Source organism: Mesorhizobium sp. ES1-4 (genome assembly GCF_020164745.1).
Classification (GTDB): Bacteria; Pseudomonadota; Alphaproteobacteria; order Rhizobiales; family Rhizobiaceae; genus Mesorhizobium.
In genome coordinates, this window is sequence record NZ_JAIUGV010000004.1 from 299,131 (window position 1) to 324,923 (window position 25,793).

At 63.2% G+C, this 25,793-nt stretch carries 26 protein-coding genes and 2 tRNA genes; 18 read left to right on the forward strand and 10 right to left on the reverse strand.

Annotated elements, in window-relative coordinates:
• Window positions 1-114 precede the first annotated feature (114 nt).
• The 5 genes from LB556_RS09710 (at window position 115) to LB556_RS09730 (ending at window position 5,548) form a co-directional block, all read left to right on the forward strand.
• Window positions 115-288: a hypothetical protein gene (locus LB556_RS09710; protein ID WP_224566462.1), complete on the forward strand. Its 174-nt coding sequence runs from the start codon at window positions 115-117 to the stop codon at window positions 286-288.
• A gap of 72 nt (window positions 289-360) precedes the next feature.
• Window positions 361-2,454: an ATP-dependent helicase gene (locus tag LB556_RS09715; RefSeq protein ID WP_224566464.1), complete on the forward strand. Its 2,094-nt coding sequence runs from the start codon at window positions 361-363 to the stop codon at window positions 2,452-2,454.
• 346 nt (window positions 2,455-2,800) lie between these two features.
• Entirely contained in the window at window positions 2,801-3,742 is a 942-nt protein-coding gene (locus tag LB556_RS09720; RefSeq protein WP_411908578.1) for an ABC transporter substrate-binding protein, read from the forward strand.
• A 106-nt stretch (window positions 3,743-3,848) separates the two neighbouring features.
• The gene (locus LB556_RS09725) at window positions 3,849-4,658 is read left to right on the forward strand and encodes an ABC transporter ATP-binding protein (RefSeq protein WP_224566467.1); all 810 of its coding nucleotides are present in this window, start codon (window positions 3,849-3,851) and stop codon (window positions 4,656-4,658) included.
• Between the two features lie 11 nt (window positions 4,659-4,669).
• Entirely contained in the window at window positions 4,670-5,548 is an 879-nt protein-coding gene (locus LB556_RS09730; RefSeq protein ID WP_224566469.1) for an ABC transporter permease, read from the forward strand.
• Between the two features lie 79 nt (window positions 5,549-5,627).
• Here the strand turns inward: LB556_RS09730 and LB556_RS09735 are convergent, their stop codons facing one another.
• The gene (locus LB556_RS09735; RefSeq protein ID WP_224566471.1) at window positions 5,628-6,986 is read right to left on the reverse strand and encodes a sensor histidine kinase; all 1,359 of its coding nucleotides are present in this window, start codon (window positions 6,984-6,986) and stop codon (window positions 5,628-5,630) included.
• A complete protein-coding gene (locus LB556_RS09740; protein WP_224566473.1) occupies window positions 6,983-7,660 on the reverse strand; it encodes a response regulator in 678 nt (225 codons plus the stop codon). Before LB556_RS09740 ends, LB556_RS09735 begins: the two co-directional genes overlap by 4 nt.
• A gap of 487 nt (window positions 7,661-8,147) precedes the next feature.
• Here LB556_RS09740 and LB556_RS09745 point away from each other — a divergent pair, with 487 nt between their 5' ends.
• Both LB556_RS09745 and LB556_RS09750 read left to right on the forward strand, forming a co-directional pair.
• On the forward strand, window positions 8,148-8,348 hold the full coding sequence (locus tag LB556_RS09745) for a DUF680 domain-containing protein (RefSeq protein ID WP_224566475.1): 201 nt from the start codon (window positions 8,148-8,150) through the stop codon (window positions 8,346-8,348).
• Between the two features lie 45 nt (window positions 8,349-8,393).
• Window positions 8,394-8,639 carry a DUF680 domain-containing protein gene (locus tag LB556_RS09750; RefSeq protein WP_224566477.1) on the forward strand — a complete coding sequence of 82 codons (246 nt, stop codon included), beginning with the start codon at window positions 8,394-8,396 and terminating at the stop codon, window positions 8,637-8,639.
• Window positions 8,640-8,968: 329 nt separating this feature from the next.
• Here the strand turns inward: LB556_RS09750 and LB556_RS09755 are convergent, their stop codons facing one another.
• From LB556_RS09755 to purM, 3 genes are read right to left on the reverse strand one after another with little or no spacing between them, the layout of a single operon-like run.
• A complete protein-coding gene (locus LB556_RS09755; protein ID WP_224566479.1) occupies window positions 8,969-9,478 on the reverse strand; it encodes a SixA phosphatase family protein in 510 nt (169 codons plus the stop codon).
• A gap of 15 nt (window positions 9,479-9,493) precedes the next feature.
• Window positions 9,494-10,207, reverse strand: a complete 714-nt coding sequence (gene purN / locus LB556_RS09760; RefSeq protein WP_224566481.1) for a phosphoribosylglycinamide formyltransferase — start codon at window positions 10,205-10,207, stop codon at window positions 9,494-9,496.
• Entirely contained in the window at window positions 10,204-11,313 is a 1,110-nt protein-coding gene (gene purM / locus LB556_RS09765) for a phosphoribosylformylglycinamidine cyclo-ligase (protein ID WP_224566483.1), read from the reverse strand. Before purM ends, purN begins: the two co-directional genes overlap by 4 nt.
• Window positions 11,314-11,522: 209 nt before the next feature.
• Between purM and LB556_RS09770 the strand changes: the two genes are divergently transcribed.
• The 3 genes from LB556_RS09770 (at window position 11,523) to hdaA (ending at window position 14,038) form a co-directional block, all read left to right on the forward strand.
• A complete protein-coding gene (locus tag LB556_RS09770; RefSeq protein WP_224566485.1) occupies window positions 11,523-12,077 on the forward strand; it encodes a CDP-alcohol phosphatidyltransferase family protein in 555 nt (184 codons plus the stop codon).
• A 106-nt stretch (window positions 12,078-12,183) separates the two neighbouring features.
• Window positions 12,184-13,332 carry an AI-2E family transporter gene (locus LB556_RS09775; RefSeq protein WP_224566749.1) on the forward strand — a complete coding sequence of 383 codons (1,149 nt, stop codon included), beginning with the start codon at window positions 12,184-12,186 and terminating at the stop codon, window positions 13,330-13,332.
• A 1-nt stretch (window position 13,333) separates the two neighbouring features.
• Entirely contained in the window at window positions 13,334-14,038 is a 705-nt protein-coding gene (hdaA, locus tag LB556_RS09780; RefSeq protein WP_224566487.1) for a DnaA regulatory inactivator HdaA, read from the forward strand.
• Between the two features lie 358 nt (window positions 14,039-14,396).
• Here the strand turns inward: hdaA and LB556_RS09785 are convergent, their stop codons facing one another.
• On the reverse strand, window positions 14,397-14,822 hold the full coding sequence (locus tag LB556_RS09785; RefSeq protein WP_224566489.1) for a cupin domain-containing protein: 426 nt from the start codon (window positions 14,820-14,822) through the stop codon (window positions 14,397-14,399).
• Between the two features lie 101 nt (window positions 14,823-14,923).
• Window positions 14,924-15,000: transfer RNA gene (locus LB556_RS09790), tRNA-Pro, on the reverse strand.
• Between the two features lie 124 nt (window positions 15,001-15,124).
• Between LB556_RS09790 and LB556_RS09795 the strand changes: the two genes are divergently transcribed.
• Both LB556_RS09795 and LB556_RS09800 read left to right on the forward strand, forming a co-directional pair.
• Window positions 15,125-15,430, forward strand: a complete 306-nt coding sequence (locus LB556_RS09795; RefSeq protein WP_224566491.1) for an ETC complex I subunit — start codon at window positions 15,125-15,127, stop codon at window positions 15,428-15,430.
• Window positions 15,431-15,484: 54 nt separating this feature from the next.
• Window positions 15,485-15,561: transfer RNA gene (locus LB556_RS09800), tRNA-Arg, on the forward strand.
• A gap of 362 nt (window positions 15,562-15,923) precedes the next feature.
• On the opposite strand, the gene LB556_RS09805 is transcribed toward LB556_RS09800, so the two are convergent.
• Window positions 15,924-16,577: a hydrolase gene (locus LB556_RS09805; RefSeq protein ID WP_224566494.1), complete on the reverse strand. Its 654-nt coding sequence runs from the start codon at window positions 16,575-16,577 to the stop codon at window positions 15,924-15,926.
• A gap of 155 nt (window positions 16,578-16,732) precedes the next feature.
• On the opposite strand from LB556_RS09805, the gene LB556_RS09810 reads away from it, so the two are divergent.
• The 5 genes from LB556_RS09810 to LB556_RS09830 all read left to right on the forward strand — a co-directional run bounded on the left by LB556_RS09810 (window position 16,733) and on the right by LB556_RS09830 (window position 21,609).
• On the forward strand, window positions 16,733-17,626 hold the full coding sequence (locus tag LB556_RS09810) for a LysR family transcriptional regulator (protein ID WP_224566496.1): 894 nt from the start codon (window positions 16,733-16,735) through the stop codon (window positions 17,624-17,626).
• A 257-nt stretch (window positions 17,627-17,883) separates the two neighbouring features.
• Window positions 17,884-18,105 (forward strand): hypothetical protein, encoded by a 222-nt coding sequence (locus tag LB556_RS09815; protein WP_224566498.1) that lies wholly within the window; start codon window positions 17,884-17,886, stop codon window positions 18,103-18,105.
• Window positions 18,106-18,305: 200 nt separating this feature from the next.
• Window positions 18,306-19,094: a GGDEF domain-containing protein gene (locus tag LB556_RS09820; protein ID WP_224566500.1), complete on the forward strand. Its 789-nt coding sequence runs from the start codon at window positions 18,306-18,308 to the stop codon at window positions 19,092-19,094.
• 210 nt (window positions 19,095-19,304) lie between these two features.
• Window positions 19,305-20,267, forward strand: a complete 963-nt coding sequence (locus LB556_RS09825) for a glycosyltransferase family 4 protein (RefSeq protein WP_224566502.1) — start codon at window positions 19,305-19,307, stop codon at window positions 20,265-20,267.
• 115 nt (window positions 20,268-20,382) lie between these two features.
• Window positions 20,383-21,609, forward strand: coding sequence for an anion transporter (locus LB556_RS09830; RefSeq protein WP_224566504.1), 1,227 nt, complete (start codon window positions 20,383-20,385; stop codon window positions 21,607-21,609).
• Window positions 21,610-21,710: 101 nt separating this feature from the next.
• On the opposite strand, the gene LB556_RS09835 is transcribed toward LB556_RS09830, so the two are convergent.
• Window positions 21,711-22,790, reverse strand: coding sequence for an HPP family protein (locus tag LB556_RS09835; protein WP_224566506.1), 1,080 nt, complete (start codon window positions 22,788-22,790; stop codon window positions 21,711-21,713).
• Between the two features lie 205 nt (window positions 22,791-22,995).
• Window positions 22,996-24,183: a cystathionine beta-lyase gene (locus LB556_RS09840; protein ID WP_224566508.1), complete on the reverse strand. Its 1,188-nt coding sequence runs from the start codon at window positions 24,181-24,183 to the stop codon at window positions 22,996-22,998.
• A gap of 528 nt (window positions 24,184-24,711) precedes the next feature.
• Between LB556_RS09840 and LB556_RS09845 the strand changes: the two genes are divergently transcribed.
• Window positions 24,712-25,740, forward strand: a complete 1,029-nt coding sequence (locus tag LB556_RS09845) for an amino acid ABC transporter substrate-binding protein (protein ID WP_224566510.1) — start codon at window positions 24,712-24,714, stop codon at window positions 25,738-25,740.
• The last annotated feature ends 53 nt before the right edge of the window (window positions 25,741-25,793 follow it).

Consider the following 25,793-nt stretch of genomic DNA (forward strand, 5'->3'; position numbering starts at 1 on the left):
TTCACTGATACCTTCTCTAATATCGGCCAGGCGGTGCTGGTTTGGTTGCGGCGATTGCGCCGAGGGAACAAAATGTCCTGCCTTCGGTTGATCCAGCTAAGGAGGACCGCCCACATGATCCGTTTGCTTCTGGTTGGCACGCTGGCCTTTGTCACCTACCGTGTCGCCCGCAGGATGATCGACGAGGTGCCCGACAGTGTCGATCCGCTCTTGCTGCCGGCGCCCGCGAACGATCGCAAGGCGCTGCGCCGGCAGTCGGCCGCGATGGGTGTCGACCCGAAACGCTGACCTTCCCGTTGCGTCGTATTGGCCGGGCTGCTTCTCGGTTGCGAACAAAGCGGAAACGATGCTTGATGGGCGATGAACCTCGCCGCCCATGATTCGACCTTTTTGGACTCGACCGTCCAGCCGGCCTATCTCGCTCGGCTGAACGACGCCCAGCGCCAGGCCGTCGAGCATGGCGACGGCAGGATCGCGGGGCCGCTGCTGGTCATTGCAGGCGCCGGCTCCGGCAAGACCAACACGCTGGCGCACCGCGTTGCCCATCTGATCGTCAAGGGGGCCGACCCGCGCCGCATCCTGCTGATGACCTTTTCGCGGCGCGCCGCATCCGAAATGGCCAGGCGCGTCGAGCGCATTGCCGGCGAGGTGCTCGGCCGCGACGCCGCGGTGATCACGGATGCGCTGATGTGGGCCGGCACCTTTCACGGCATCGGCGCGCGGCTGCTGCGCGATTATGCGCTGGAGATCGGCCTCGATCCGGCCTTCACCATCCATGATCGCGAGGATTCCGCCGATCTTATGAACCTCGTGCGGCACGAACTCGGTTTCTCCAGGACGGAAGCACGCTTTCCGACCAAAGGCACCTGCCTTGCCATCTATTCGCGTGCCGTCAACGCCCAGGTGCCGCTTGGTGAGGTGCTGGGGTCCGCTTTCCCCTGGTGCGCCGGCTGGGCCGAGCAGCTCAAACAGCTGTTTGCCGCTTACGTCGAGGCCAAGCAGGCGCAGAACGTGCTCGATTACGACGATCTGCTGCTCTACTGGGCGCAGATGACGGCCGAGCCGGAAATCGCCACGCATCTGGGCGGACGTTTCGACCATGTGCTGGTCGACGAATACCAGGACACCAACCGGCTGCAGGCGTCGATCCTGATGGCGCTTAAGCCCGACGGTGCCGGGCTGACGGTGGTCGGCGACGACGCGCAGTCGATCTATTCGTTCCGGGCCGCCGAGGTGCGCAACATCCTCGACTTCCCCAGGCAGTTCGCGCAAGCAGCCGACGTGGTGATGCTGGAGCGCAATTATCGCTCGACCGAGACAATTCTGGCCGCCGCCAATGCGGTCATCGGCGAAGCCGCGGAGCGCTTCACCAAGAACCTGTGGTCGGAACGCAAATCCGCCGACAAGCCAAGACTTGTGACCGTGCGCGACGAGGTCGAGCAAGCTAACTTCGTCTGCGACACGATCCTGGCCGAGCGGGAGGCCGGCACCGCGCTGAAGTCGCAGGCGGTGCTGTTTCGTGCCTCGCATCACAGCGGGCCACTGGAAATCGAACTGACGCGGCGCAACATTCCTTTCGTCAAGTTCGGTGGCCTGAAATTCCTCGATGCGGCCCATGTCAAGGACGTGCTGGCGGTGCTGCGCTTTGCCGAAAACCCACGCGACCGTGTCGCCGGTTTTCGCGTGCTGCAGCTGATGCCTGGCATTGGGCCTTCGGCGGCCGGGCAGATCGTCGAAGCCATGACGTCGGCGCTGGACGAGGCGATGGGCCTGGCTGGCTGGCGCCCACCGCAGCGCGCCGCCGACGACTGGCCGGGTTTTGTCTCGCTCTATTCCGGCTTGCGGGCCGGCGCCAGATGGCCGGCTGATCTCGAACAGATCAGGCTGTGGTACGAGCCGCATCTGGAGCGCATCCACGAGGATGCGATCACGCGCCGGGCCGATCTGCTGCAGCTCGAGCAGATCGGGTCGGGTTACGCCTCGCGCGAACGCTTCCTGACCGAGCTGACGCTCGATCCGCCGGACGCGACCAGCGATCAGGCCGGACCGCCGCATCGCGACGAGGACTATCTGATCCTGTCCACCATCCACTCGGCCAAGGGCCAGGAGTGGAAGAACGTCTTCGTGCTCAACACGGTCGACGGCTGCATTCCCGCCGATCTCGGCGTCGGCACCAAGGAGGATATCGAGGAGGAGCGCCGGCTGCTCTACGTGGCGATGACACGAGCCAAGGACAGCCTCAACCTGGTCATGCCGCAGCGTTTCTTTCCGCACGGGCAGGCGGCGCGCGGCGACCGTCATCTCTATGCCTCGCGCACCCGTTTCATTCCAGCCTCCATCCTTGCCGCGTTCCAGCAGCTTTCGTGGCCGGCCGCGCAGGCGGCGCAGGGCAGGGCCCCCCGGCCGGAGGTGCGCGTCGACATCGGCGCGCGCATGCGCGGCATGTGGAAATAGCAGAAGCCGGTGTCGCCGCCGCCGATCAGGATCGCCATCGCTGGCGCGCTCGGCCGTATGGGCCGACAGATGGCGGACATGCGCGATGTGCTGGGGCTGAGTGCCCGGGCATGGAATTGCGAATATTTTTTGCTTCGCGGCTGAAAGCCAGCTGAAAGCTTGGGCATGTCATGAGAGTGTTGCGGTGTCACCGCATGTCCGGCCCACGACGGCCGGCGAGGGAGGAATGCGACGCGGCTTCTCAGCGCGTCGCCCAAATGGAGGAAGTTTTGTGACCGGTTTCATCTCGAAGTGTGCCTTGCGCACTGCCGCCTTGACGCTTGCCATCACCGCCGCGGGCGCCACAATGGCATCGGCGGCCAGCGAAAAAATTTCCATAATGGTGGGTGGTTATGAAAAGCAGATCTATCTGCCCGCCAAGCTTACCGAAGCCCTGGGCTACTTCAAGGACGAGGGCCTCGACGTCGAGTTGCTGAACGAACCGGCCGGCGTCGATGCCGAAAACGAGATGCTGGCCGGCGCCGTGCAAGGCGTTGTCGGCTTCTACGACCATTGCATCGACCTGCAGGCCAAAGGCAAATTCGTCGAGTCCGTCGTCCAGTTCAGCCAGGCGCCCGGCGAGGTCGAACTGGTTTCCACGAAGCATCCCGAGATCAAGTCGCCGGCCGATTTCAAGGGCATGAACCTCGGTGTCACCGGCCTCGGCTCCTCGACAAACTTCCTGACGGAATACCTTGCCGTGAAAAACGGCCTGAAGCTGGGTGAATTCACCTCGATCCCCGTCGGCGCCGGCGATACGTTCATCGCCGCCATGCAACAGGACAAGATCCAGGCGGGCATGACGACCGAACCGACCATCACCCGGCTGCTCAAGACCGGCGAAGCCAAAGTCCTTATCGACATGCGTACGATGGAAGGCACCAAAGCCGCGCTCGGCGGCACGTACCCGGCCGCCTCACTTTACATGCAGACAGACTGGGTCGATGCCCACAAGGATGTGGTGCAGAAGCTGGCCAATGCTTTCGTCAAGACGCAGAAATTCATCAATACCCATACCGGCGCTGAGATCGCCGACAAGATGCCGAAGGACTACTATGTCGGCGACAAGGAAGGTTATGTGAAGGCCCTCGATGCCGGCAAGGCGATGTTCACCGCCGACGGCATCATGCCCGAGGGTGGCCCCGAGACGGTGCTGACAGTGCTGTCGGCCTTCAAGAAGGAACTGCAAGGCAAGCAGATCGACCTGTCGAAGACCTACACGACGGAATTCGTCAAGAACGCGAAGTAACCGTCTGCCGGCACAATGCACCGCATCGTGCCGGCAATCGTCTGGTTTTCACGTCCGTCGGCCGTTGCCGATGGCGGGTCTTCGCTCGAACCCGGAGTAGCCCATCATGGCACAAGAAAAAAGCGCACCGGCAATTGAGCTGATCAATGTCAGCCGCCGCTTCCTGTCACCCACCGGCAAGTCGTTGACCGCGATCCGTGATTTCACCATGACCGTCGAGCGGGGCGAATTCGTCGCCGTCGTCGGCCCGACCGGCTGCGGAAAGTCCACGACCTTGAACCTCGTCACCGGATTGGCGACCCCAAGCGCGGGCGAGGTCCGGATCATGGGCGCGCCCGTCAAGGGCATCGATCCCCGCATCGGCTTCGTCTTTCAAAGCGACGCGCTGTTTCCATGGCGCACGGTGATCGAGAACGTCATGGCCGGGCCGCTTTTCCGTGGCAGGGCCAAGGCAGAAGCGATGGCCGCAGCGCGCGACTGGCTTGCGCGCGTCGGCCTGGTGCGCTTCGAACAGCACTATCCCCACCAGCTCTCCGGCGGCATGCGCAAGCGCGTGGCGTTGGCGCAGACCTTCATCAACGGCCCCGAGATTCTGCTGATGGACGAGCCGTTTTCCGCGCTCGACGTGCAGACGCGTGTTCTCATGCACGAGGAACTGCTGCGTCTGTGGTCCGAAGCCAGGGCCTCGGTCGTTTTCGTTACCCACGACCTGGAGGAAGCAATAGCGCTGGCCGACAAGGTCTATGTGCTGACCGCCGGGCCGGCGACGGTGAAGTCGGTCTATACCATCGACCTGCCGCGCCCGCGCGTCGTCGCCGACATCCGCTACGAGCAAAGCTTCATCGACTATTCGCGCACCATCTGGGCCGATCTCAAGGAAGAGGTCGAGACCAGCTACGCCCGCGCTGCCGCGTGAGGGAGGACACAATGACCGATGCCGCCATCGACATCAGGGCAGGAAGCTTCAGGCCGGGAACCTCGGACGCTGAAATAGAAGCCGCCGCCGCCAAGGCCGCGCAGCATCGCCGCCGCACGGTGATCTTCTGGCGGTTTGCCATCCTCATCGCCTTCCTCGCCGCCTGGGAAATCTCCGGGCGCAAGGCCTGGATCGATCCGTTCTTCTACGCCACGCCAAGCGCGATCGCGCAGAGACTCTATGAGTGGATGACGGAAGGCACGTCCGAAGGGCCTCTCTGGTATCATCTCTATGTCACGATGGAGGAGGCCGTCCTCGGCTTCGTCACAGGCTCGGTTGCCGGCATCGTCATCGGCGTCGCGCTTGGCCGCAACCGCATGGCCTCCGACATCTTTTCCATCTACATCAAGGTGATCAACTCGATCCCTCGCGTGGTGCTGGCGCCGATCTTCATCATGATCCTCGGCCTTGGCCTTGCTTCGAAAGTGGCGCTGGCCTTCGTCATGGTGTTCTTCGTCGTCTTCCACAACGCCTTCCAGGGCGTCCGCGAGGCCGATCGTGCGATGATCGCCAATGCCCGCATCCTCGGCGCCTCCGATTGGCAGCTGACCCGTTCGGTGATCGTGCCGTCGGCGATGAGCTGGATCTTCGCCAGCCTGCACGTCAGCTTCGGTTTCGCCATCATCGGCGCCATCGTCGGCGAGTTCGTCGGCTCACGCTACGGTATCGGACTCTTGATCAACATCGCCAAGGGCTCGTTCGACGCCGCGGGCATGTATGCCGCGATCGTCATCATCATGGTGGTGGCGCTAGGCGCCGAATATCTGATGACGATGGTCGAGAACCGGCTGGCGAAATGGCGCCCGCAGCCGCTGCACGAGACGCAGTAAGCATAGCCGGCCGGCTCTAATCAAAACGATAGGGCATGATGTCGTCCGAAAACCGCCTCACACTTTTCGGCATCATGCTCTAGCCGCCGGCCAATGGCAGGCGCACCTCGACCACCAGGCCGCCGGCCGCGCCATCGCCAAGGGTGACGCGGCCGCCGGCGTTTTCGACCACCTCGCGCACGATGGCGAGCCCAAGGCCGCTGCCCTCGTCGGTCGCGCCGGCCAGCCGGTAGAAGCGCTCGAAGACGTGGTCGCGCTCGTCGACGGGTATGCCCGGCCCGTCGTCGGTGACCGTCAGCACGGCCTCGCCATCCGTGGCGGCGAGCCTGACGGTGACGGTGCCGCCTGCCGGTGTGTAACGCAGCGCGTTGTCGACGAGGTTGACGATCATCTCCCGCAGCATCGTGCCGTCGCCGATGACCGGTACGGCGCCAGTCTCATCGAGACCAAGATCGATGTTGCGACCGACGGCCCTCGGCGCATGCGTTTCCAGCACTTGGCGCGCGGCCTGCGTCAGGTCGATGCGGTCGGCGCGCGGTCGCCGGCTGCCTGGTTCAGCACGCGACAAGGTCAAGAGCTGCTCGGCCAGCCGCGCCAATCGGGCGGAACTTGCCTGCAGGGCGACAAGCGCTTCCCGGCGCGCGTCGACAGCGGTTTCGCGCAGCGCATAGCTCGCCTGCGTCGACAACAGCGCCAGTGGCGTGCGCAACTGATGCGCGGCATTGGCGATGAAACGGCGCTGCGCCGCCATCTGCGCCCGCACCCGTTCCATATAGGCGTTGAGTGCGTCGACCAGGGGCCGGATTTCGCTCTGCGCGCCGGCAATTTCGACGGGGTCGAGTTCGCTGCGTTCTGGTGAGCGCACCGCGTCGCGCAGCCTGATAAGCGGCGCCAACCCTCGCCGCAGGCCGAGCAGCACGAAGACGCCGGCAATCGCCACCAGCGCCAGTTGCTGGGTGAAAGCGCTGAACCAGAGATGCCGCACCATCGCGTCATGGCCGAAAAGCGTGACGCCGACGGTAACCGATATCGGCGAGTCTTTGCCGGCGCCGACCACCGCGTGCGTAAACGTCAGCAGCCGCAGCGTCTGGTCACGGTAGGTTGCTTCCATACTGGGGCGCCCGGGGGTCCCGGGCAGCCCGGGATAGCCGGTCAACAGCCGTCCTCCCGCGGTCTCGACACCGTAGTAGACCCTGTCGCGGTCGCCGGTATCGAACATCTCGAGCGCTGCCGGCGGCACCGTGGCGTTGATCACTCCGTCGGTCATTGCGACCTGCTCGGCGATCATCCTCGCCGACCCGACCAACATGCGATCGGTGATCAGATCGGCGGTCGCCAGTGCATTGCCATGGCTGGTCCACAGATTGACGGTGGCGAGTCCGGCGAGCGGCAGTACAACCCAGGCCAGGAGTTGCAGCCGAAGACTGTTGATCCTCATGGCACCAGATCATCATGGCGCAAGAGATAGCCAAGGCCACGCAAGGTGGCGATCTGGACCCGCGACCCTTCCAGCTTCTTGCGCACACGGTGCACATAGATCTCGATGGCGCTTGGATCGGCGTAGGTGTCGAAGTCATAGATCGCCGCGGACAATGCGGCCTTGCTCACCGTCCGTCCTGCCTTGATCATCAATTGCTCGAGCACGGCATGTTCGCGCGGCGTCAATGAAAGCGTCTCGCCGCTGAGCGAAAACAGCCTGGTATTGGTGTCGAAGACGAGGTCGCCGCAGGCGACGACCGGTGCCGTCCGGTCATTGGCGCGGCGCAGTTGGGCGCGGATGCGTGCTTCGAGCTCCTCGATCTGGAAGGGCTTGGCCAGATAATCGTCGGCGCCTTCGTTGAGACCTTTGACCCGGCCATCGAGGCTGGCATTGGCGGTCAGCACGATCACCGGCACCCGGTTGCCGCGCGCTCGCAGCATGCGCAGCACCTCCAGTCCGCCCATGCGAGGCAGCGCGAGATCCAGAATGACGAGCGCGTGGTCGCCGACGGCAAGCGCATGCTCGACATCCTCGCCGTCATGGACGATGTCGACGACATAGTTCGCCTGGCGCAAGGTCTTGCCCAGCCAGTCCGCCAGTTCGCGATTGTCCTCCACAAGCAGCAATCGCATGTTTATTGCCGTTCCAACATCCGCCTGCTTCCGGTCTCAACGGCCGCCCGGGCTCGATCGGCGATCCCATTCGGCAGTTGGACCCGAAATGATCGATAGTATCGATCGCAACGCAAGGCAAATGCGACTTTGGCTGCGGCCGACGGTTGTTTTTTGCAGGCTGGGACACCTCGTTTCAGGATATAATCGAACCGAACGGTTCGGTTCTGGTTGACGGATTGTATCGCGAAGTGTGAACAATGCCCTGCGATCTGCGTTCGCTTAAACTGGAGCGCGCAGGCCTAATCGTCTGAAAACATGTGAAAAATCCCATCGTCAATGCTGCAACGCAACATTCATTGTCTATAATATAATAAAATAGTGCAAAGCCGATGCGACTGGAAATCCCAAAAGGTACGTCCCATCTGCAGGTGGTCCGAGCGACGCGAAATCCTCCCAAGGGCACGCCACTAGACGGATAGAACAGAGAAATTCTGGAGTAAACAAAATGACCAAGATCGCTCTTACCGCCGCCGCCATCCTCGTTGCCACGGGCACCGCTTTTGCCGGCAGCGACAATTATGGGTCGGCCACCGCCAATCAGCCTGCCGCCACTGTCGACCATTCAGTCACCGCTTCGACCTCGAAGTCGACGGCCGCGTCGGTGCAGGCCCCGCAGGGCGCTGACCGCAATCTCTTCGGCCGCTGATCGCGACGCCGACCCAACCAACCTTCAAATTCAGGACTACTTGAAATGACCAAGATCGCACTCACAGCCGCCGCCATCCTCGTTGCCACGGGCACCGCTTTTGCCGGCAGCGACAACTACGGCTCCAACAACGCCAACCAGCCGGTTGCCAGCCAGTCGACCGCCAACGTCGACACCTTCCAAACCGGCTCTATCCTGAAGTCTGAATCTATCCTGAAGTCTGAAAAGGCGCAGGCTGACGCCAATGCCAACGTTCCGGCGCAGTCGGGCCAGGGCATCTGGGGCCGCTAATCTCTTCAAGAACCTTTTAACGACAAAGAGCGGTGGGCCTGGCCCGCCGCTCTTGTTTTATGAATCAGGCCAGTTGCCGATCGCAATTGGAGGTGAATTCGCCGGCAGCAACCACTTTGGCTCCGACAATGCCAACCAGCCGGTTGCGTGATCGACGCCGGCGGCCAGCGCCGTCACCGGCGACAACAACGCGAATATGACCGGGCACAAGCTGCCCACACCAAGATGAAGCCCGGCGTCGACTGGCCGGAGCCCAGCCAAGGCATCTGGGCAACTGATGTCCCGGATGCGGTGGATGCGATCTGCCGCACCCGCCGGACGTCGGACCTTTACCTCAGATCCTTCGGCCGCAGGCAATGTGTCAGTCGCGCGGACGACAGGGCAGACCAGTCGTCTTCAAGGACAAGGCGCACGAGAGCCGCCGTCGGAAACTTTTCCTCGAGCTTCTTGCGCGCCTTCGCCTCGGATCCCGGTCCTGCAAGCTGTTTTGCCAGATCCTCCAGGCCTGGATTGTGGCCGAGAACCAAAAGGCAGCCGCTCGACGGGTCTGCTTGGCGTATCTGGCTCAGAATATCCGCCGCTGAAGCATCGTAAAGTGCCTCGGCAAGCGCGACCCGAGGATGCACGGGCAGTTCCGCGGCCACCAGCCGCCACGTGTCGCGGGTGCGAAGTGCCGGCGACACCAGTGCCAAGTCGGGCAGCCAGTCGCGCGCGGCAAGCTCGCGGCCGATCAATCGGGCTGCCTTCAACCCGCGTTCCGCGAGCGGCCGGTCGAAATCATCGAGGCCAGGATCGTCCCAACTCGATTTGGCGTGACGAAGCAGGAGCAGTTGTCTCATTGCCGTGCTCTCGGGCTAAGGCGTGATCCGCGCCAGATGCTCCAGGTCGGCTTCCTCGCGCAGCGGGTCGGGTGCCATCACCACCGAGGTGCCGTTCTCGGCATCGTCGGCAAAGTGGGCGAGCACGGTGCGACCTGCCTCCATGCGCGCCTTGCCTTCGGCCACCAGTCCCAGCGCCAGCGGATAGAGCCGATGCTCGGCCTTCAGAACACGGGCAGCCAGCGTATCGGCATTGTCGCCGACCATCACCGGCACCGCCGCCTGGGCGATGATCGGGCCGTCATCCATCTCGGGCGTCACGAAATGCACCGTGCAGCCGTGGATGCGGATGTCGGCGGCCAGTGCCCTTGCATGGGTGTCGAGGCCCTTGAAGGCCGGCAGCAGGGCAGGGTGGATGTTGATCATGCGGCCCTGCCATTTCTGCACGAAGCCGGGGGTCAGGATGCGCATATAGCCGGCCAGCGCCACGATCTCGGCATTGAGGGCCGCCAGTGCAGCGTCGATCGCCGCGTCATGTCCCTGCTTGCTCCCGTGGTCGGCGCGGGAAACGACCTGCGTGGCGATGCCGCGTGCCCTGGCGATGCCCAGGCCGGCGGCGTCCGCCTTGTCGGAGATGACGCCGACGATCTCGGCCGGGAAGGCCGGGTCGCTGGCCGCCGCGATCAGCGCCGTCATGTTGGAGCCACGCCCCGAAATCAGGACAACGGTGCGTTTCCTCTGCGTGCTCATAGGTCGATCGAGCCCCGATAGATGACGCCGGCGTCTCGGCGCGGCACGATGCGGCCGATCGGCGTCACCGTCTCGCCGGCCTCCTGCAGCACGGCCGCGACCTGTGCCGCCTGACCCGAAGCGACAGCCAAAATCATGCCGATGCCGCAGTTGAAGGTGCGCATCATCTCCTCCGGCGCCACGCCGCCGGTCTTGGCCAGCCACGAGAACACCGGCGGCACTTCGATGGCTTCGAGATCGAGCTCGGCCGAGAAGTCCTTGGGCAGCACGCGCGGGATGTTTTCCGGGAAGCCGCCGCCGGTGATGTGCGCCAGCGCCTTGATGCCATGCGTGTTGCGGATCGCCTTGAGGATCGATTTCACGTAGATGCGGGTCGGCTCGAGCAGCGCCTCGGCCAACGTCGCCTCGTCGTTGAACGGCGCCGGATCGCTCCACGCCAGGCCGCTCGCCGCAACGATGCGGCGCACCAGGGAAAAGCCGTTCGAATGGAGGCCCGAGGACGCAAGGCCGAGCAGCACATCGCCTTCGACGATGTCGTCGGTGGGCAAAAGCTGCCCGCGTTCTGCCGCGCCCACCGCGAAGCCGGCAAGATCGTAGTCCGTGCCGTGATACATGCCGGGCATTTCGGCGGTCTCGCCGCCGATCAGCGCGCAGCCGGCCTGCCGGCAGCCCTGCGCGATGCCGCCGACGATCGCGGCACCCTGGTCGGGATCGAGTTTGCCGGTGGCGAAATAGTCGAGGAAGAACAGCGGTTCGGCGCCCTGCACGACGATGTCGTTGACGCACATGGCGACAAGATCGATACCGATCGTGTCGTGTTTTCCGGCATCGATGGCGATCTTGAGCTTGGTGCCGACGCCGTCATTGGCGGCGACCAGAACCGGGTCGGTGAACCCGGCCGCTTTCAGGTCGAACAGGCCGCCGAAGCCGCCAATCTCGCCATCCGCGCCTGGCCGGCGCGTCGCACGCACCAGCGGCTTGATCTTCTCCACCATGAGATTGCCGGCATCGATGTCGACGCCGGCCTCGGCATAGGTGAGCCCGTTTTTGCGCTTGGCCGTCTTGTTCTGGCCCGTTTTGTGCTGGCCGGTTTCGCGCTTGCTCATCGCAATTTTCCTGCTCGTTTGCGGGCTCTTCGCATGAACGGTTTCGGTCCGCAAGGATAACGGCCGAAGCGGAGGCCCTTTGGCTGACAAAAGCGTGGATAGCGGGGGGCATCGCATACTGCGCTTGGCGCTGGCTCGGCCTGCTTCTCCCTTGCCTCGCCCCTCCATCTCCCTCATCTATCTCAGGCATGATAGGGCGGGACAATGCGTTGACTATCCCCAATCTGATCACCATCCTGCGCCTTGTGCTGATGCCTGCCGTGGTCCTGGCCATGCTGCAGGCGCATTGGGACTGGGCTTTTGCCGGCTTCGTCGTTGCCGGCGTTTCCGACGGCGTCGACGGCTTCATCGCGCGCCGTTTCAACCAGCAGTCCACGTTCGGCGCCTATCTCGATCCGGTCGCCGACAAGCTGCTGCTGGTTTCGGTGTTCGTCGTCATGGGCTTCATCGGGCAATTGCCGCTGTGGCTGGTCGTCACCATGGTGTCGCGCGACGCGCTGATCGTCTGCGCGGTCCTGTTGTCCACGGTGATGGCCCATCCGGTCGAGATAAAACCGTTTCTGGTGTCGAAGGCCAATACCGCCGCGCAGATCGGGCTGGCGGCGGTTGTGCTGGGCGAACTTGCCTTTGCCGTGCGCCTCGACCCGCTGCGGCCCGCCCTCATATTGCTGTCCGGGGTCTTGACCGTCGCTTCGGCCGCGGCCTATCTCGTGGCTTGGCTGAGGCATATGAGCGGCTATGGCGAAGGCGGTAAATCAGGCTGACAAGCCCATCGACAGCAAGGCTGCCCGCAAGCCTGCCGCCCGCAAAACGGTGGCGCGGGGCGACACCGTCGATGATCAGACGGTCGTCATCGTGCCGGCCGGCGAGATGGCGGCAGAGGCCGAGGCGTCGTTCGCGTTCCGCCGGCAGATCTTCTTCTGGCTGGCGGGTGCGGCGATCCTGGCGCTTTTTCTCTATGTATTCAGCGCCATCCTGCTGCCCTTCGTCGCCGGCATGGTGCTTGCCTATTTCCTCGATCCGGTCGCCGACCGCCTGCAGCGGCTCGGCCTCAGCCGCTTCATGGCGACGGTAGTCATCCTGATCACCTTCCTCATCGTGCTGGTGCTGGCCTTTGTCATCCTCATTCCGGTGCTGGCGACGCAGATGGCCGATTTCGCCGGCAAGCTGCCGGAGTACCTGACGCGGTTGCAAAGCCTGATCACCTCCTTTGATCCGAAATGGCTGGAGCAGAGATTCGGCGTCAACGCCAACGGCCTGCGCGAGGGGCTGAATTCGCTGCTGACCTCCGGCTTCGGTCTGATAACGACCGTCTTCACCTCGCTGTGGAGTTCCGGCTTGGCGCTGGTCTCGGTGGTCAGCCTGTTCGTGGTGACGCCGGTGGTCGCTTTCTACATGCTGCTCGACTGGGACCGCATGGTGGCGGTCATCGACAGTTGGGTGCCGCGCGACAATGTTGCGACGGTGCGCGCCATCGCGCGCGACATCAATACCGCGACCGCCGGCTTCGTGCGCGGCCAGGGCACGCTTTGCCTGGTCCTGGGCGCAATGTATGCCACCGGCCTGACGCTGACCGGGCTGAATTTCGCTATTCTCATCGGCCTGTTCGCCGGGCTGATCTCCTTCATCCCCTATGTCGGCTCGCTGACCGGGCTGGTGCTGGCCGTCGGCGTTGCCTTCGTCCAGTTCTGGCCCGACTGGACGATGATCGTCGCGGTTGCCGTGGTCTTTTTCATCGGCCAGTTCATCGAAGGCAACATCCTGCAGCCCAGGCTGGTCGGCAAGAGCGTCGGTCTGCATCCGGTATGGCTGATGTTCGCGCTGTTTGCCTTCGGCGCGCTGTTCGGCTTCGTCGGCCTTTTGATTGCCGTGCCGGCTTCGGCGGCGATTGCGGTGCTGGTGCGGTTTGCCATCGCCCGCTATCTCGAATCGCCGCTCTACAAGGGCCATGCGACAGAGTTGGCGCCGCCGTTGCCGGCCGATCGCGGCGGCGGCCATCGCACGCAACCGCGTCGCTGAAGTGACTGCCCAGCGAACCGATCCACCGCGCCAACTGCCGCTCGATCTCGGCCACGGCACTGGCTACTCGCGCGACGAACTGGTCGTCTCCGGCACCAACAACCAGGCGGCGGCCTTGGTCGACCGCTGGCCGGATTGGCCAGCACCGGTGGTGGTGCTGGCAGGCCCCGCCGGTTCAGGCAAAACGCATCTGGCCTCGATCTGGCGTGCCCGCGCCAACGCGGTGGCCGTCGACGCCATGCGCATCGGTGACAGCATCGCCAATCTCGGTGCGCGACCGGCGTTGATCGACGATGTCGATATCGGCGCTGTCGATGAGCAAGGCCTGTTCCATTTGATCAATGCCGTGCGTGCTGCCGGCTCGACGCTGCTCCTGACGGCGCGGCGCTTCCCGTCGGCCTGGGGCGTCAAGCTGCCGGACCTTGCCTCGCGGCTGAAGGCGGCGGCGACCGTCGAGATCCACGAGCCCGACGATCTCCTGCTCGCCGGCGTCATAACCAAGCTGTTCGCCGATCGACAGGTCGAGGTCGAGCCGCATGTCGTGCAGTATCTGGTGCGGCGCATCGAGCGCTCGCTGGCGACCGCGATGCGTGTGGTGGAGCGGCTGGACCGCACCGCGCTGGAGCGCAAGATGCCGATCACAAGGGCATTGGCGGCCGAGACCGTGAGCGCCATGGACGAGGGGCAAGGCGAATTCGAGATTTGACGGCTCAGCGTTTCGGCGATTTCCCGTCTCGATCCTCGGTCCCGTTTTGGGAAAACAAGACTGGCATCCTTCTTGCTTGGTGAGCTTGCCGGCTGACCCCGGTCCTGATTGCGTTCCAAATCAGGTTGTAGGCTCGCCGGGATTGAGGGGGTTGGGGTTCTCGCCCGGCGAGCTTGCCTTTCAAAGGTAAGCAGCGACCGCCACATCGCCAGCGCCGCGCAGGCGATCGCCCACGCCTCAATCCCAAGCACCGCAAATCCCCCTTTGCCGCAGCTTAGGGCGGCAATACCGAGAAAGCGAACCTGGAATGGTGAAGCCCGGGCATTGGGGGGCTTGCAGCGAGCCGTTATCGCGGTGCTCAGGCGCGGCGATAGCCGGCCAGTGAAGTATCGTCGACATCAGGCAAATTGATCACGATGTTTTCGGGAGTCCGGCAGGCCAGCCACCATAATTCTTCCGTCGTGCTCATGTTGGCCTCGAGATGCGGCAGGAATGGCGGCACGAACATGAAGTCGCCAGCCGAGAGCTCGACGAATTCCTGGTAGTTCTCGCCGAAATAGATACGGGCATTGCCCGACAGCAGGTAAGCGCCGGTCTCGGCTTCGCCATGGTGGTGCGGCAGCGAACGAAAGCCGGGCGCGTTGCTGGCCTTGCCGAACCACAGCCTGGCCGCCGAGGTGTGTTGCGGCCCAACCCCTGTTACCAGCGCCATCCCGCCCGATTGGCTGGTCTTGTTGCTCTCTTGGCCTTTCCGGGTGATTACCGGCCTGTCGTTTGCCGCCATTCTTGAAACGCTCCCGCTGCCATGCGCGTACTATCGCAGCAAGGTAGACCCGGTGACAATATGATTGCACCAGTCGCGAATTGACTTTTTCGGGGAAGGAATGGTCGGAGTGGAGAGATTCGAACTCCCGACCCTCTGGTCCCAAACCAGATGCGCTACCAGCCTGCGCTACACTCCGAACGGTCTGTTGCCTATTCATTTCGGTGTTAGATGGCAAGTGCAAAAACCTTGCCGCCGCTGCCAATGCGCAGTAATGACGGGCGAGGGGCGGCGATGCCGCCTTGCACAACAAAGAGGTGGCCATGTCCGCGCGCATTTTCAGCCCAGCCAAAACCGCGATGCAGTCCGGCAAGGCCAAGACTGGCTATTGGGTGCTGGAGTTCGATCCCGAGATGCGCAAGAAGATCGACCCGCTGATGGGCTACACCACGTCGGAAGACATGAGAAGCCAGATCAGGCTCACCTTCGACACGCGGGAAGAAGCAGTCGCCTACGCCGAAAAGGAAGGACTTGCCTTCCGTGTCGAGGAGCCGAAAGAGACCAAGCGCCGCCAGATTTCCTATGCGGAAAATTTCCGCTATGACCGCAGGACGCCCTGGACGCATTGACCGGCTAGCCCGGCGCGCGCCAGCGCGAATATCTACCGGCTCCGAGCCGGCAACGGTCCCGTAGCTCAGCTGGATAGAGCACCGGCCTTCTAAGCCGATGGTCACAGGTTCGAATCCTGTCGGGATCGCCAACGTTTTCAGGTGTTTAGCGGCATCGCCTACGGAAAGTTCCAACCAGGTCGGGAACCGAGTTCCAACTTCACTCTTTTCGTTCTCGCGGATGCGCTTGCGGCCGAGGCCGACATCCGGAGTGTGCTGCGGGGCGGGTGAACTGGCTGGAACCAAACCGTCATTGGCCGTGGAGATGTCCCCTCAATTCCCAGCCGAATGGCCCGCTGCTGCGGTCGTGGTGACCCCTGAAGGAGGTGGTCGCCTCATGCCGACCGCCTTGCATTCAGACATGGTCAGCTTCTTGTGGAGGGGATGACGCAAGTCGATAGGCAATCAGCTTGTTCGGAGCGGATCGCTCAAGACTTCCGTCACCCCACTCAGATCAGCGCACCGTGCTCGGCACAGGCGTGTTGAGAAGCTGCTGCTCCCAAAGATACGCGATGCCGCTGCCGCCGAAGTGCTGGATGAGAATCTCGGAAAGCTCCTCGACGTGCTTGGTGCGCGCCCAATCGCGTTGCCATTCGCCAGCGAGCGCCATCACGGTCATCACGTTCGCGCCGGCCGTGATCATGCGCTGGATGGCAACTTCGTGAGACTCCTTCGAAATCCCGCCCGACGCGTCGGTGATCACGGTCACGTCCCAGCCTTCGCCAGCGGCCTGGATCACAGGCATTGCGACGCAGACCTCGGTCCACAGACCGGCGATGATCAGCTGCTTGCGGCCGGTCGCCTTGACGACGTTCACCACATTCTCGTCCTGCCAGGTGTTCACCCAGGTGCGATCGATGACTTCCTGGTCCGGAAATACGTCGGTGATCTGCTTGAAGAGAAGTCCACCGCGCGCCGCGATCACGCTGGTGAGAATGGTCGGAACATTGAAGGCTTTTGCTAGCTTTGCCAGCGCGGTCGTGTTGTTGACCACCATGTGCGGATCGTGGCTGTTCAGGTTTGCGAGCTGATAAGGTTGGTGGTCGATCAGAACGAGGACCGAGTCTTCAGGACGAAGTAGCGAATCAAGACCGTTGCGAGGGGTCATCAGGACTTCCTTTCTATGCCACTATGGACGGCAATGGGTTCACGGGAGACATGCGCCAGAAGGCGACGTTGTCAGGACGCAATTTGCTGTTCCTTGCGGTGATGCGGTAGTGCCATAATCGGGCAAGCTGTGTCGCGAAACGAGGAACGCCAAAATTGGACATCGAAGATTTACAGACATTCGTCGCGGTGGCCGATGCCGGTGGCGTATCGGCCGCCGCGCGCCGGCTCGGCGTCTCCAAATCGATCGTCAGTCGGCGGCTCCTTCGGGTCGAAGCGGAGCTTGGCGTCCAGCTTCTTGCACGCACGACCCGGGGTGCCTCGCTCACGGAAGCGGGAATGACGTTCAGAGACCACGCGGCCCGAGCCAGCGCAGAGATCGATACCGCCAGGGAAACGATCCTGCCCGCCGGTGAACTGCGCGGCCGCCTGCGGGTTGCCATGCCGCTTTCTTTCGGCTCGACGCACTTTGCCCCCGTGCTTGCGGAAATGGCGCAAAAACACCTGCAGCTCCACATCCATACCTCCTACAGCGATCGCTTCGTCGATCTGATCGCCGAAGGTTTCGATTGCGCGATCCGGGTTGGTTACCTCCAGGACTCCAACCTGATCGCGAGACGCGTCGGGCCGATCCATGGAAAGCTTGTCGCAAGCCCGGACTACATCAAAGCGCACGGTTCACCTGAGACGGTAGAACAACTCGCCGACCATCAAGCCCTCATGCAAGGAACGGAAGCCTGGCAGTTCATGGATGGCGACAAGATCGTCACGGTTCAGCCGCAGGGCAGGTTCAAGGCCGACAACGCCACGGCGCTTGCGGCTGCGGCCGCGGCAGGACTCGGCATCGCCTGGCTCCCCGATTGCATCACATACGAATATGTGTCCTCCGGCGCGCTCGTTGCGGTCATGACGCGCTATCCCCCACCTTCGGCAGGCGCGTATGTCGTCCGACCGCCGGGTAAACACCCCACACGGAAAGTCCGGATCCTCATCGAAATGCTGATCGAGTACTTTGCACGAAATCCGGACTTATGGGGTGTCGACCGTTAAACACGAACGGCGCGCGCATTGCGCTGGTGCGTTTCCCGGGCAATCTGGCCAACCAGCGTCTCCCGGTCACCATTGGATACGGACGGGAGTCCCGGGCCGCGCCGAGGCTCTGGAATTATTTCGTGATCCGGCCCTGTTGGAACCTTGGCCAAAACCAAGCGTTCGGGGGCTTGTATTCGCGGCGCCTCATGAAGGGCAACGAGCGGCTAGCGAACGGGCGGGGCAAACAAGCACGGGTTGGTGGAGGAAGTCAGGCCATGTCGAAACGTGAAATCGGAACGTCCCCTGCGTTGGGGCGGCGTATCGCCGAACTCAAGGCCAGAATGCAGGATGCCGAAATTTCCGGCCATGAGATGAAGACCTTCCACAAGGTCGCCGCCATCCTGGGAGCTGGCGACGGTTCCTTGCGACTGGATGCCGACGACCTGATCGCGGCATCCTTCGTCGTCGAGGCGGTCGGGCCGGCACCCAACCGCTGACTTCGGAATTTTTCCTGTCCGAAATCCGGTGAGCGGATTTGCTTCCACCCTCGGGGCGCGGCCGCCTTTCGGGCGATCGTGCCCCGGCTGCTGGCCATCCGATCTCGTCTCCCGCCATCCGGTCTCGAATTGAAAGGAAGTCTTATCATTTTGTTTGCGTTGGCACGTCACAATAGAGACGGCTAACGGAGTGCAAGATCATGAAGCTGGATCTGTCGCCGACCAGCTGGGTTAGGGTGATCGCCGTCACCACCGCCGGCACGACGTTCTTCATTGCCGTGGCGTTTTTCGTCGATTCGTTCAATTTCCCCTATCTTTCGCCCGAGGCTGTCCGGCGCGCGGAGGTGACGGACCTTCTGCTGCCCCTGGTGCTGGGTGGCACGTTTCTGTTTTTCCTGATGTGGAAGATCCGCCAGCTGGCGATAGCCCAGCGCGACCTCAGCGTCATCGCCGCGACCGACAGCCTGACGGCGGTGCTGAACCGCGGCGCCTTCTCAATGCTGGTCGAGGCCTATCTCGAGCAAACCCGCAAGCAGGAAGAGACCCGTTCCGGCGCACTGCTGATCATCGATGCAGACCACTTCAAGTCGATCAACGACCGCCTCGGCCATGATTGCGGCGACCAGGCGCTCAAGCTGATCGCGCAGGCGATCAAGGGCCAGTTGCGCGGCGGCGATATCGTCGGCCGGATCGGCGGCGAGGAGTTCGGGGTATTCCTTCCCGGTGTCAATTCCTCGCAATCCTGGCTGGTTGCCGAAGGGATCCGCCGACGGATACGCGAAATGGACTTTTCCCCGGGCGGCCGCTCCTGCCCGCTTTCCGTCAGCATCGGCGGCACCAGCTTCAGCGGGCCGACCACCTACGAGGCAATATTCTCCGCCGCCGACAGGCGGCTTTATGCAGCGAAATCGAATGGACGCGATCAGGTCAGCTTCGATCCGGCGGAAACCTCCCCGGTAGCTCCACCCAGCATCGCCACCATGCACTGATGGCAGCCTCGCAGTAGGCTGACACCCGCCGCGTCCTTGACGCGTGCTTGTCTGCGTGCTTCCTCCGGCAGGTAATAAATGGAGGATCGCCAGGATATTCCTGGTTCTCGAGCCCCTCGATCGTGCGGTATCGCGGATACTGCACGGCACATTGGGTGCAGGCAATTGAATGGCGAAACGCCTCGGTAGGGCCCAGTAAGCACCGCGACCATGATCCATTTGTTCAACGGCTTTCAGAACCCGTTTGGCGGCAGTGAGCGCGAGACCCTGGAGTTGTATCGGCTGTTGAGCGCCGACTCGCGGGTGCGTCTCTGGGCAACCTCGTCGCGCGTATCCGAAGACCTGAGGCGGGAATTTCCGATACGCCGCGTCTCGCCTGCAACACGCAATGTGCCGGATGGCGGCACCTATGTCTTTCTTGGTGCGCATTGGCGCAACAAGGTGTGGCCTTATCTGATCCCGCGTCCGCGCCGGCTGATCTATGTCTTCAACACCTTTCATCCCAAGATCATCGCGCTGACGACGCGCATGCCGCGCCTGCTGCGTTGGCCCGGTGCCGAACTGGTGCTGATCTCCGACTTTCAGAGGCGCGTGCTGGGGATAGAAGGCGTCGTTCATCCATCGCCCATCGATATCGGGCGGTTCTCGTCACTGCGGGCAAAGCCTGATGGCCCGTTCACGGTGGGACGGATGAGCCGGGACACGCCGGACAAGCACCATGACGACGATATCGCGCTCTACGAGGCATTGCTGGCGGACGGCGTCGCGGTGCGGGTTCAAGGGGGCACCCTACTCAAAGGCAAGCTGGCGGCGCATCCTGGGCTCGAACTCCTGCCGGTCGGTCAAATTGCTGCGGAAGAGTTCCTGCCGACGCTCGACGTATTCTATTATCGCAGCGGCTCGCATGTGGAAACGTTCGGCCGCGTGGTCTTCGAGGCGATGGCTTGCGGCCTGCCCGTGGTCTGCCATTCGCATGGCGGCTATGCCGACCACATCAGGCATGGCGACAACGGCTTCCTGTTCGAAACCACGCAACAGGCGGCGCGGATCCTGGCGGATCTCAAAGCCGACCCGAGCCTGCGGGCGGCTGTCGGCCGCAAGGCGCGGCAGAGCGTGGAGCAGCTGTTTTCCCCGCAGGCGTTGCGACAACGGCTGGACTTCTATCGGCGTTAGCGGCGCAATCCGCCTGGGCCGTTTGGCATCAATCCCGACATTACGCTAAAGCTGGCATCACGTGAATCGCGTGCGGCCGGCATCGGTGCGCAGAGATCGAGCAGGGCTTCTAGCGATGACATTCATGGGCGCGGCGGCACTGCTGATCCTGGTCCTGACCTATGCCGGCGTCGCCATCGGCCGCATACCTGGGTTGCGCCTCGACCGGGCAGGCATTGCGCTGCTTGGCGGCGCGGCGATGATCGCCATCGGCGCCCTCAGCATGGAGGACGCCTATCGCGCCATCAATTTCGACACCATCACGCTTCTGCTCGGCATGATGATCGTGGTGGCGCATTTGAAGGTATCGGGTGCCTTTCGCGGTCTCGGCGCAATCGCGATCGAGCACGCGCATGCACCGTTCATGCTCCTCGTAATGGTGACGCTCCTGACCGGCGTGCTGTCTGCCTTCCTGGTCAACGACGCCATCTGCCTGGTCATGGCGCCGATCGTCGTCCACGTCACCAGGGTCATCAACCGCAATCCGATCCCCTATCTCATCGCCACCGCCACTGCTTCGAACTGCGGCAGTGTCGCCACCATAACGGGCAACCCGCAGAACATGGTCATTGGTGCGCTCTCGGGCATTTCCTATCCGGCCTTTTCGGCGGCGCTCGCGCCGGTCGCGTTGTTCGGCCTTGTCGCGGTCATCCTCATTGTGCGCATCGTCTACCGCGCGGAATTCACGCGCAACGGCGAACTGACGCCACACATCTCGGGCGGCCGCATGCATCGCGGCCAGGTGCTGAAGGCGGTGGTCGTCTGTATCGGGCTGGCGATCGCCTTCTTCGCCGGTGTTCCCGTGGCCAAGGCGGCGCTTATCGGCGGCGCCATTCTGCTGCTCACCCGCGCCATCAAGCCATCGCGCATCTATCGCGAGATCGACGGACCGCTGCTGTTCATGTTCGCCGGTCTGTTCGTGGTGGTTGCCGGCGCGGAAAAGACGCTGCTGACACCCGATATGATCGCCTCGGCCAAGAACGTCGGGCTCGACGATGTCTGGAGGCTGTCGGGTTTCACCGCCGTGCTGTCCAACATCATGAGCAATGTTCCAGCCGTACTGGCGCTCAAGCCATTCATACCCGGCCTGGAGAACCCCGGGCGCGCCTGGCTGGTTGTGGCCATGAGTTCGACGCTGGCCGGCAACTTCACCTTGCTCGGCTCGGTCGCCAACCTGATCGTCGCCGAACAGTCCAAGGCCGCCGGCACGCCGTTGTCTTTCGGTGCCTTCTTCAAGGTCGGCCTGCCGCTCACGCTGATCACGCTCCTGGCCGGCACCGCATGGCTGGCGTTGGGCTTCTAAATTTAGGACAAACGCCGCGGCTTGCGCCCTGAAAGCAACCAGATCAAGCGGCTACGATTCCGGCATCGCGCCAGCACAAGCATCGTGCCAGCCTGTTCGTGTTAAGCTGCCGTGAATCCCTCGTCTGCCGTCTGCACGCGTGCGGCCGCCGCAAGCAGGTCGGTCTGCGTGATCAGCCCGAGAATGCGCCGCTCACCGTCGATGATCACCACGGCATGGCTGCGGCCGTCGGTGAGCGCCGGAAGCAGGCTCATCGCCGGCGTCTCGGGCGAGGCGGTGCCGGCTTTTGCCATCACGCCCTTCACCGTATCGACGGCTTTCGTCAACTCGCGCAGGCCGACGGCGCCAACCAGCCGGGCATCCGCGTCGACCACCGGCAAGGTGCGGATATTGTGATCGAGCAGTTGCCGGCGTGCTTCGTCGGCGGTGGCATGCTCGGGCACCGAAACCACGTCGCGCGACATGATGTCCCCGCACAGCAGCGTCCGGTGCGACCGCACCATGGCCTGCAATTCGACCTGTCGCAGCAGTCGTTCGAGGTCGTGGCGGTCGATATCGAAGGTCTCGTCGAGCGCTGTCAGTGCCGCATCGATGTCCTCGGGCCGAAAACCGGCGCGCTGCCGAGCCGGGGGATCTGCGGTACCGTGGCTGTTGGCGTCCGCTGCCACGATATGCGGGTAGTTGCGCCGCGCCAGCTTATGGAAAAGCAAGCCCAGCGCCACCAGGACGGTCGAATTCAAGGCAACCGGCACCAATGGGAACAGGAATCCCGCGCTGATGACGGCCGGCCCACCGACCACCGCCGTCAGCGCGGCGGCGCCGCCTGGCGGATGCAGGCACCGCGTGAACGACATTGCGGCGATGGCCGACGCCACCGCGAGGCCCGAGGCCATCACCGGATCATGAATGAAGTGCGCGACGGTCACGCCGGCCAGCGCCGATATGGAATTGCCGCCGATGATCGACCAGGGTTGGGCCAGCGGGCTCGCGGGCACGGCGAACAGAAGCACGGCGGATGCACCCATCGGTGCCACCAGCAGCGCTACATGCGGTCCGCCGCCTATTGCCAGCCCGCTGATCAGGCCCGTCAGTGCGATGCCGATCGTGGCGCCGATACACGCCAGGACACGTTCGCGCAGCGTCGCGCCGGCAAGGATGGGAACAAAAAGGCGAAAGGCCATGGAGAACTTTGCAACGAATGGATCTGCCGGGAATGCGAGCAGCACGCAATGCCGCCGAACTCGCCGATTTGAAAGCCAAACAAATCCGTAAAGTGGTGGCGTAGGAGAATAATATCGCGCACCGACCTTCGCGGAGCGCTGGCGGCGGATCGCGCTTTGTCATCGGCGTCAAGGGCTTGCGGCCCTTTGCTGATTCTGTTTGACGTCAGTCCGCGCGCGACGCTGCCGCAAGCCCATGCATAATGTCGGCTTTCAGGTCCTCGACATCCTCGAGGCCGATCTGCAGGCGGATCAACGGCCCTTCGTAAGGGCCTTTCGCAACCACGCGGTCGCCAAGCCAGACCGGCACCGCAAGGCTCTCATAGCCGCCCCAGGAGTAGCCGAGACCGAAGATCCGCAGTGCGTCCAGGAAAGCGTGCTGCTCCTTCTGGCCGCCGCCGGCCAGCACGATGGAAAAGATGCCGCTCGAACCGCGGAAGTCGCGCTTCCACAGCGCGTGGTCCGGATGGCTGGGTAGGGCAGGGTGGAGCACGCGCGCCACGCCGTCCTGGCCCTCGAGCCACGACGCGATGTCAAGTGCGCTGCGCTGGTGATGGTCGAGCCGCACGCCCATTGTGCGCAGGCCGCGCAGCACCTGGTAGACATCGTCGGGCCCCGCACAGCAGCCAAGCGTGCAAAAGCTCTCGTAGAGCTGCGCCCAGCAGCTCTCGTTGGCCGAGACCGTGCCGAGCAGCACGTCCGAATGGCCGGCCGGATATTTCGTTGCCGCGTGGATCGAGATGTCGACGCCATGGTCGAGCGGCCGAAAATAGAGCGGCGTTGCCCAGGTGTTGTCCATCATCACGATGGCGCCGGCCGCATGCGCCGCCTTGGCGATTGCCGGGATGTCCTGCACCTCGAACGTGTTGGACGCCGGTGATTCGGTGAACACCACTTTGGTGTTCGGCTTGATCAACGCCGCAATGCCGGCGCCGATCTCGGGAGCATAATACTCGACCTCGACGCCCAACCGCTTCAGCATCGTGTCGGCGAAGTTTCTCGTGGGGTGATAGACGGAATCGACGATCAGCAAATGGTCGCCGGCCGACACGAAGGCGAGCAGCGGCACGGTCACCGCCGCAAGGCCCGACGGCACAGCAATCGTGCCGGCCGAGCCTTCCAGCGAATCGATCGCCTGCGCAAGGGCATCGGTCGTCGGTGTGCCGCGCGTGCCGTAAGTGTATTTCTGGTTGCGTGCGGCCATCGCGGCGGCATTGCGGAACAATACGGTCGAGGCATGCACGACCGGCGGGTTGACGAAGCCGAAATAGTCGTGCGGGTTGTTGCCCGAATGGGCAAGCCGCGTGTTGATGCCCACCTTGCCGGAACCCTGCTCGCTGTCGTCTTTCGCCATGCGTCATGCCTCTTCTGGTAAGCCGCTAGCCATAGTGCGGTGGCATGAACCGCGCAACAGCGCTGCCTCCGCCAGGAAACGGACTTCCGATGTGCCAATTTCCGCTGGAGGGCGTCGTGGTGCTGCCGCGGCTTTCTTGCCGCTTGACCACGGTCACGACAGTGCCGTGCACGTAACCGTGTGGGCAGGAAGCGCGGGTAGCCAAGAGTAGTTGCGGCGCGCGGATTGCACTGGCAATGCCCGTTTGGAGGGGCAATGAGCTTTGCCGACTTTATTCGCACTACTGACTAAATCCCGGTCGCCTTTGTCTGCAATTCAGGCATTTCGGACAATCGATTTTCAAACACGTTCGGATTCGGTCATTTTCCTTGACCTCACGGGAATTATCGCCTTCGATGCTGTTCGTGAATGGGAGGCGGCGCGTCGATTTGCGATGCGAGGTCCCGGGAATGGGCCGGGATGGGAGCTGTGTTCACACGGGAAAAAAGATCAGGGTTTGCCTGAAAAACAGAAAAGGGTCTGTGGGTCATGAAACATATTGCTATCGGCATTCTCGGCGCCGCCACGCTCGGATTGATGGCGTCGGCCGCGACGGCCGGCACGCTCGACACCGTCAAGGCGAAGGGCTTCATCCAGTGCGGCGTCTCGACCGGCCTGGCCGGCTTCTCCGCCCCGGACGACAAGGGTGACTGGAAGGGCCTCGACGCGGATTTCTGCCGCGCCGTGGCGGCCGCGGTCTTCGGCGACGGCTCCAAGGTCAAGTTTACGCCGCTCAGCGCCAAGGAGCGCTTCACCGCATTGCAGTCTGGCGAGATCGATCTCCTGTCGCGCAACACGACCTGGACCAGCAACCGCGATAGCGCGCTCGGCTTGGATTTCGTCGGCGTCACCTATTATGACGGCCAGGGCTTCATGATCAACGCCAAGAAGCTGCCGGGCGTGAACTCCGCGCTGCAGCTTTCAGGCGCCGCCGTCTGCGTGCAGAGCGGCACGACGACCGAGCTCAACCTTGCCGACTACTTCAAGAAGAACAAGATGGAGTACAATCCCGTCGTCTTCGAGAAGCTCGAGGAAGTGAACGCCGCCTATGATTCCGGCCGTTGCGACGTCTACACCACCGACCAGTCCGGCCTCTACGGCATCCGCCTGACGCTGGCTTCGCCGGCTGACCATGTCGTGCTGCCCGAGATCATCTCCAAGGAGCCGCTCGGCCCGGCCGTGCGCCAGGGCGATGACCAGTGGGCCCATGTCGTACGCTGGACGTACTTCGCGCTGCTCAACGCCGAGGAGGCCGGCGTCACCCAGGCGAATGTCGACGAGATGAAGACCTCGAACGACCCGAACATCCAGCGCATGCTGGGCACCGAGCCCGACGGCAAGTACGGGTCTGATCTTGGCCTCTCCAACGACTGGGTCGTCAATATCGTCAAGGCCGTCGGCAACTACGGCGAAATGTTCGAGCGCAATGTCGGCTCCGGCAGCCCGCTCAAGATCGCGCGAGGCATCAACGCGCTGTGGACCAAGGGCGGCCTGCAATATGGTCCGCCGATCCGCTGATCGAAACGTGATCCGGGAGGCAGAGCATTTGCCTCCCGGTTTCTCTTTCCAGG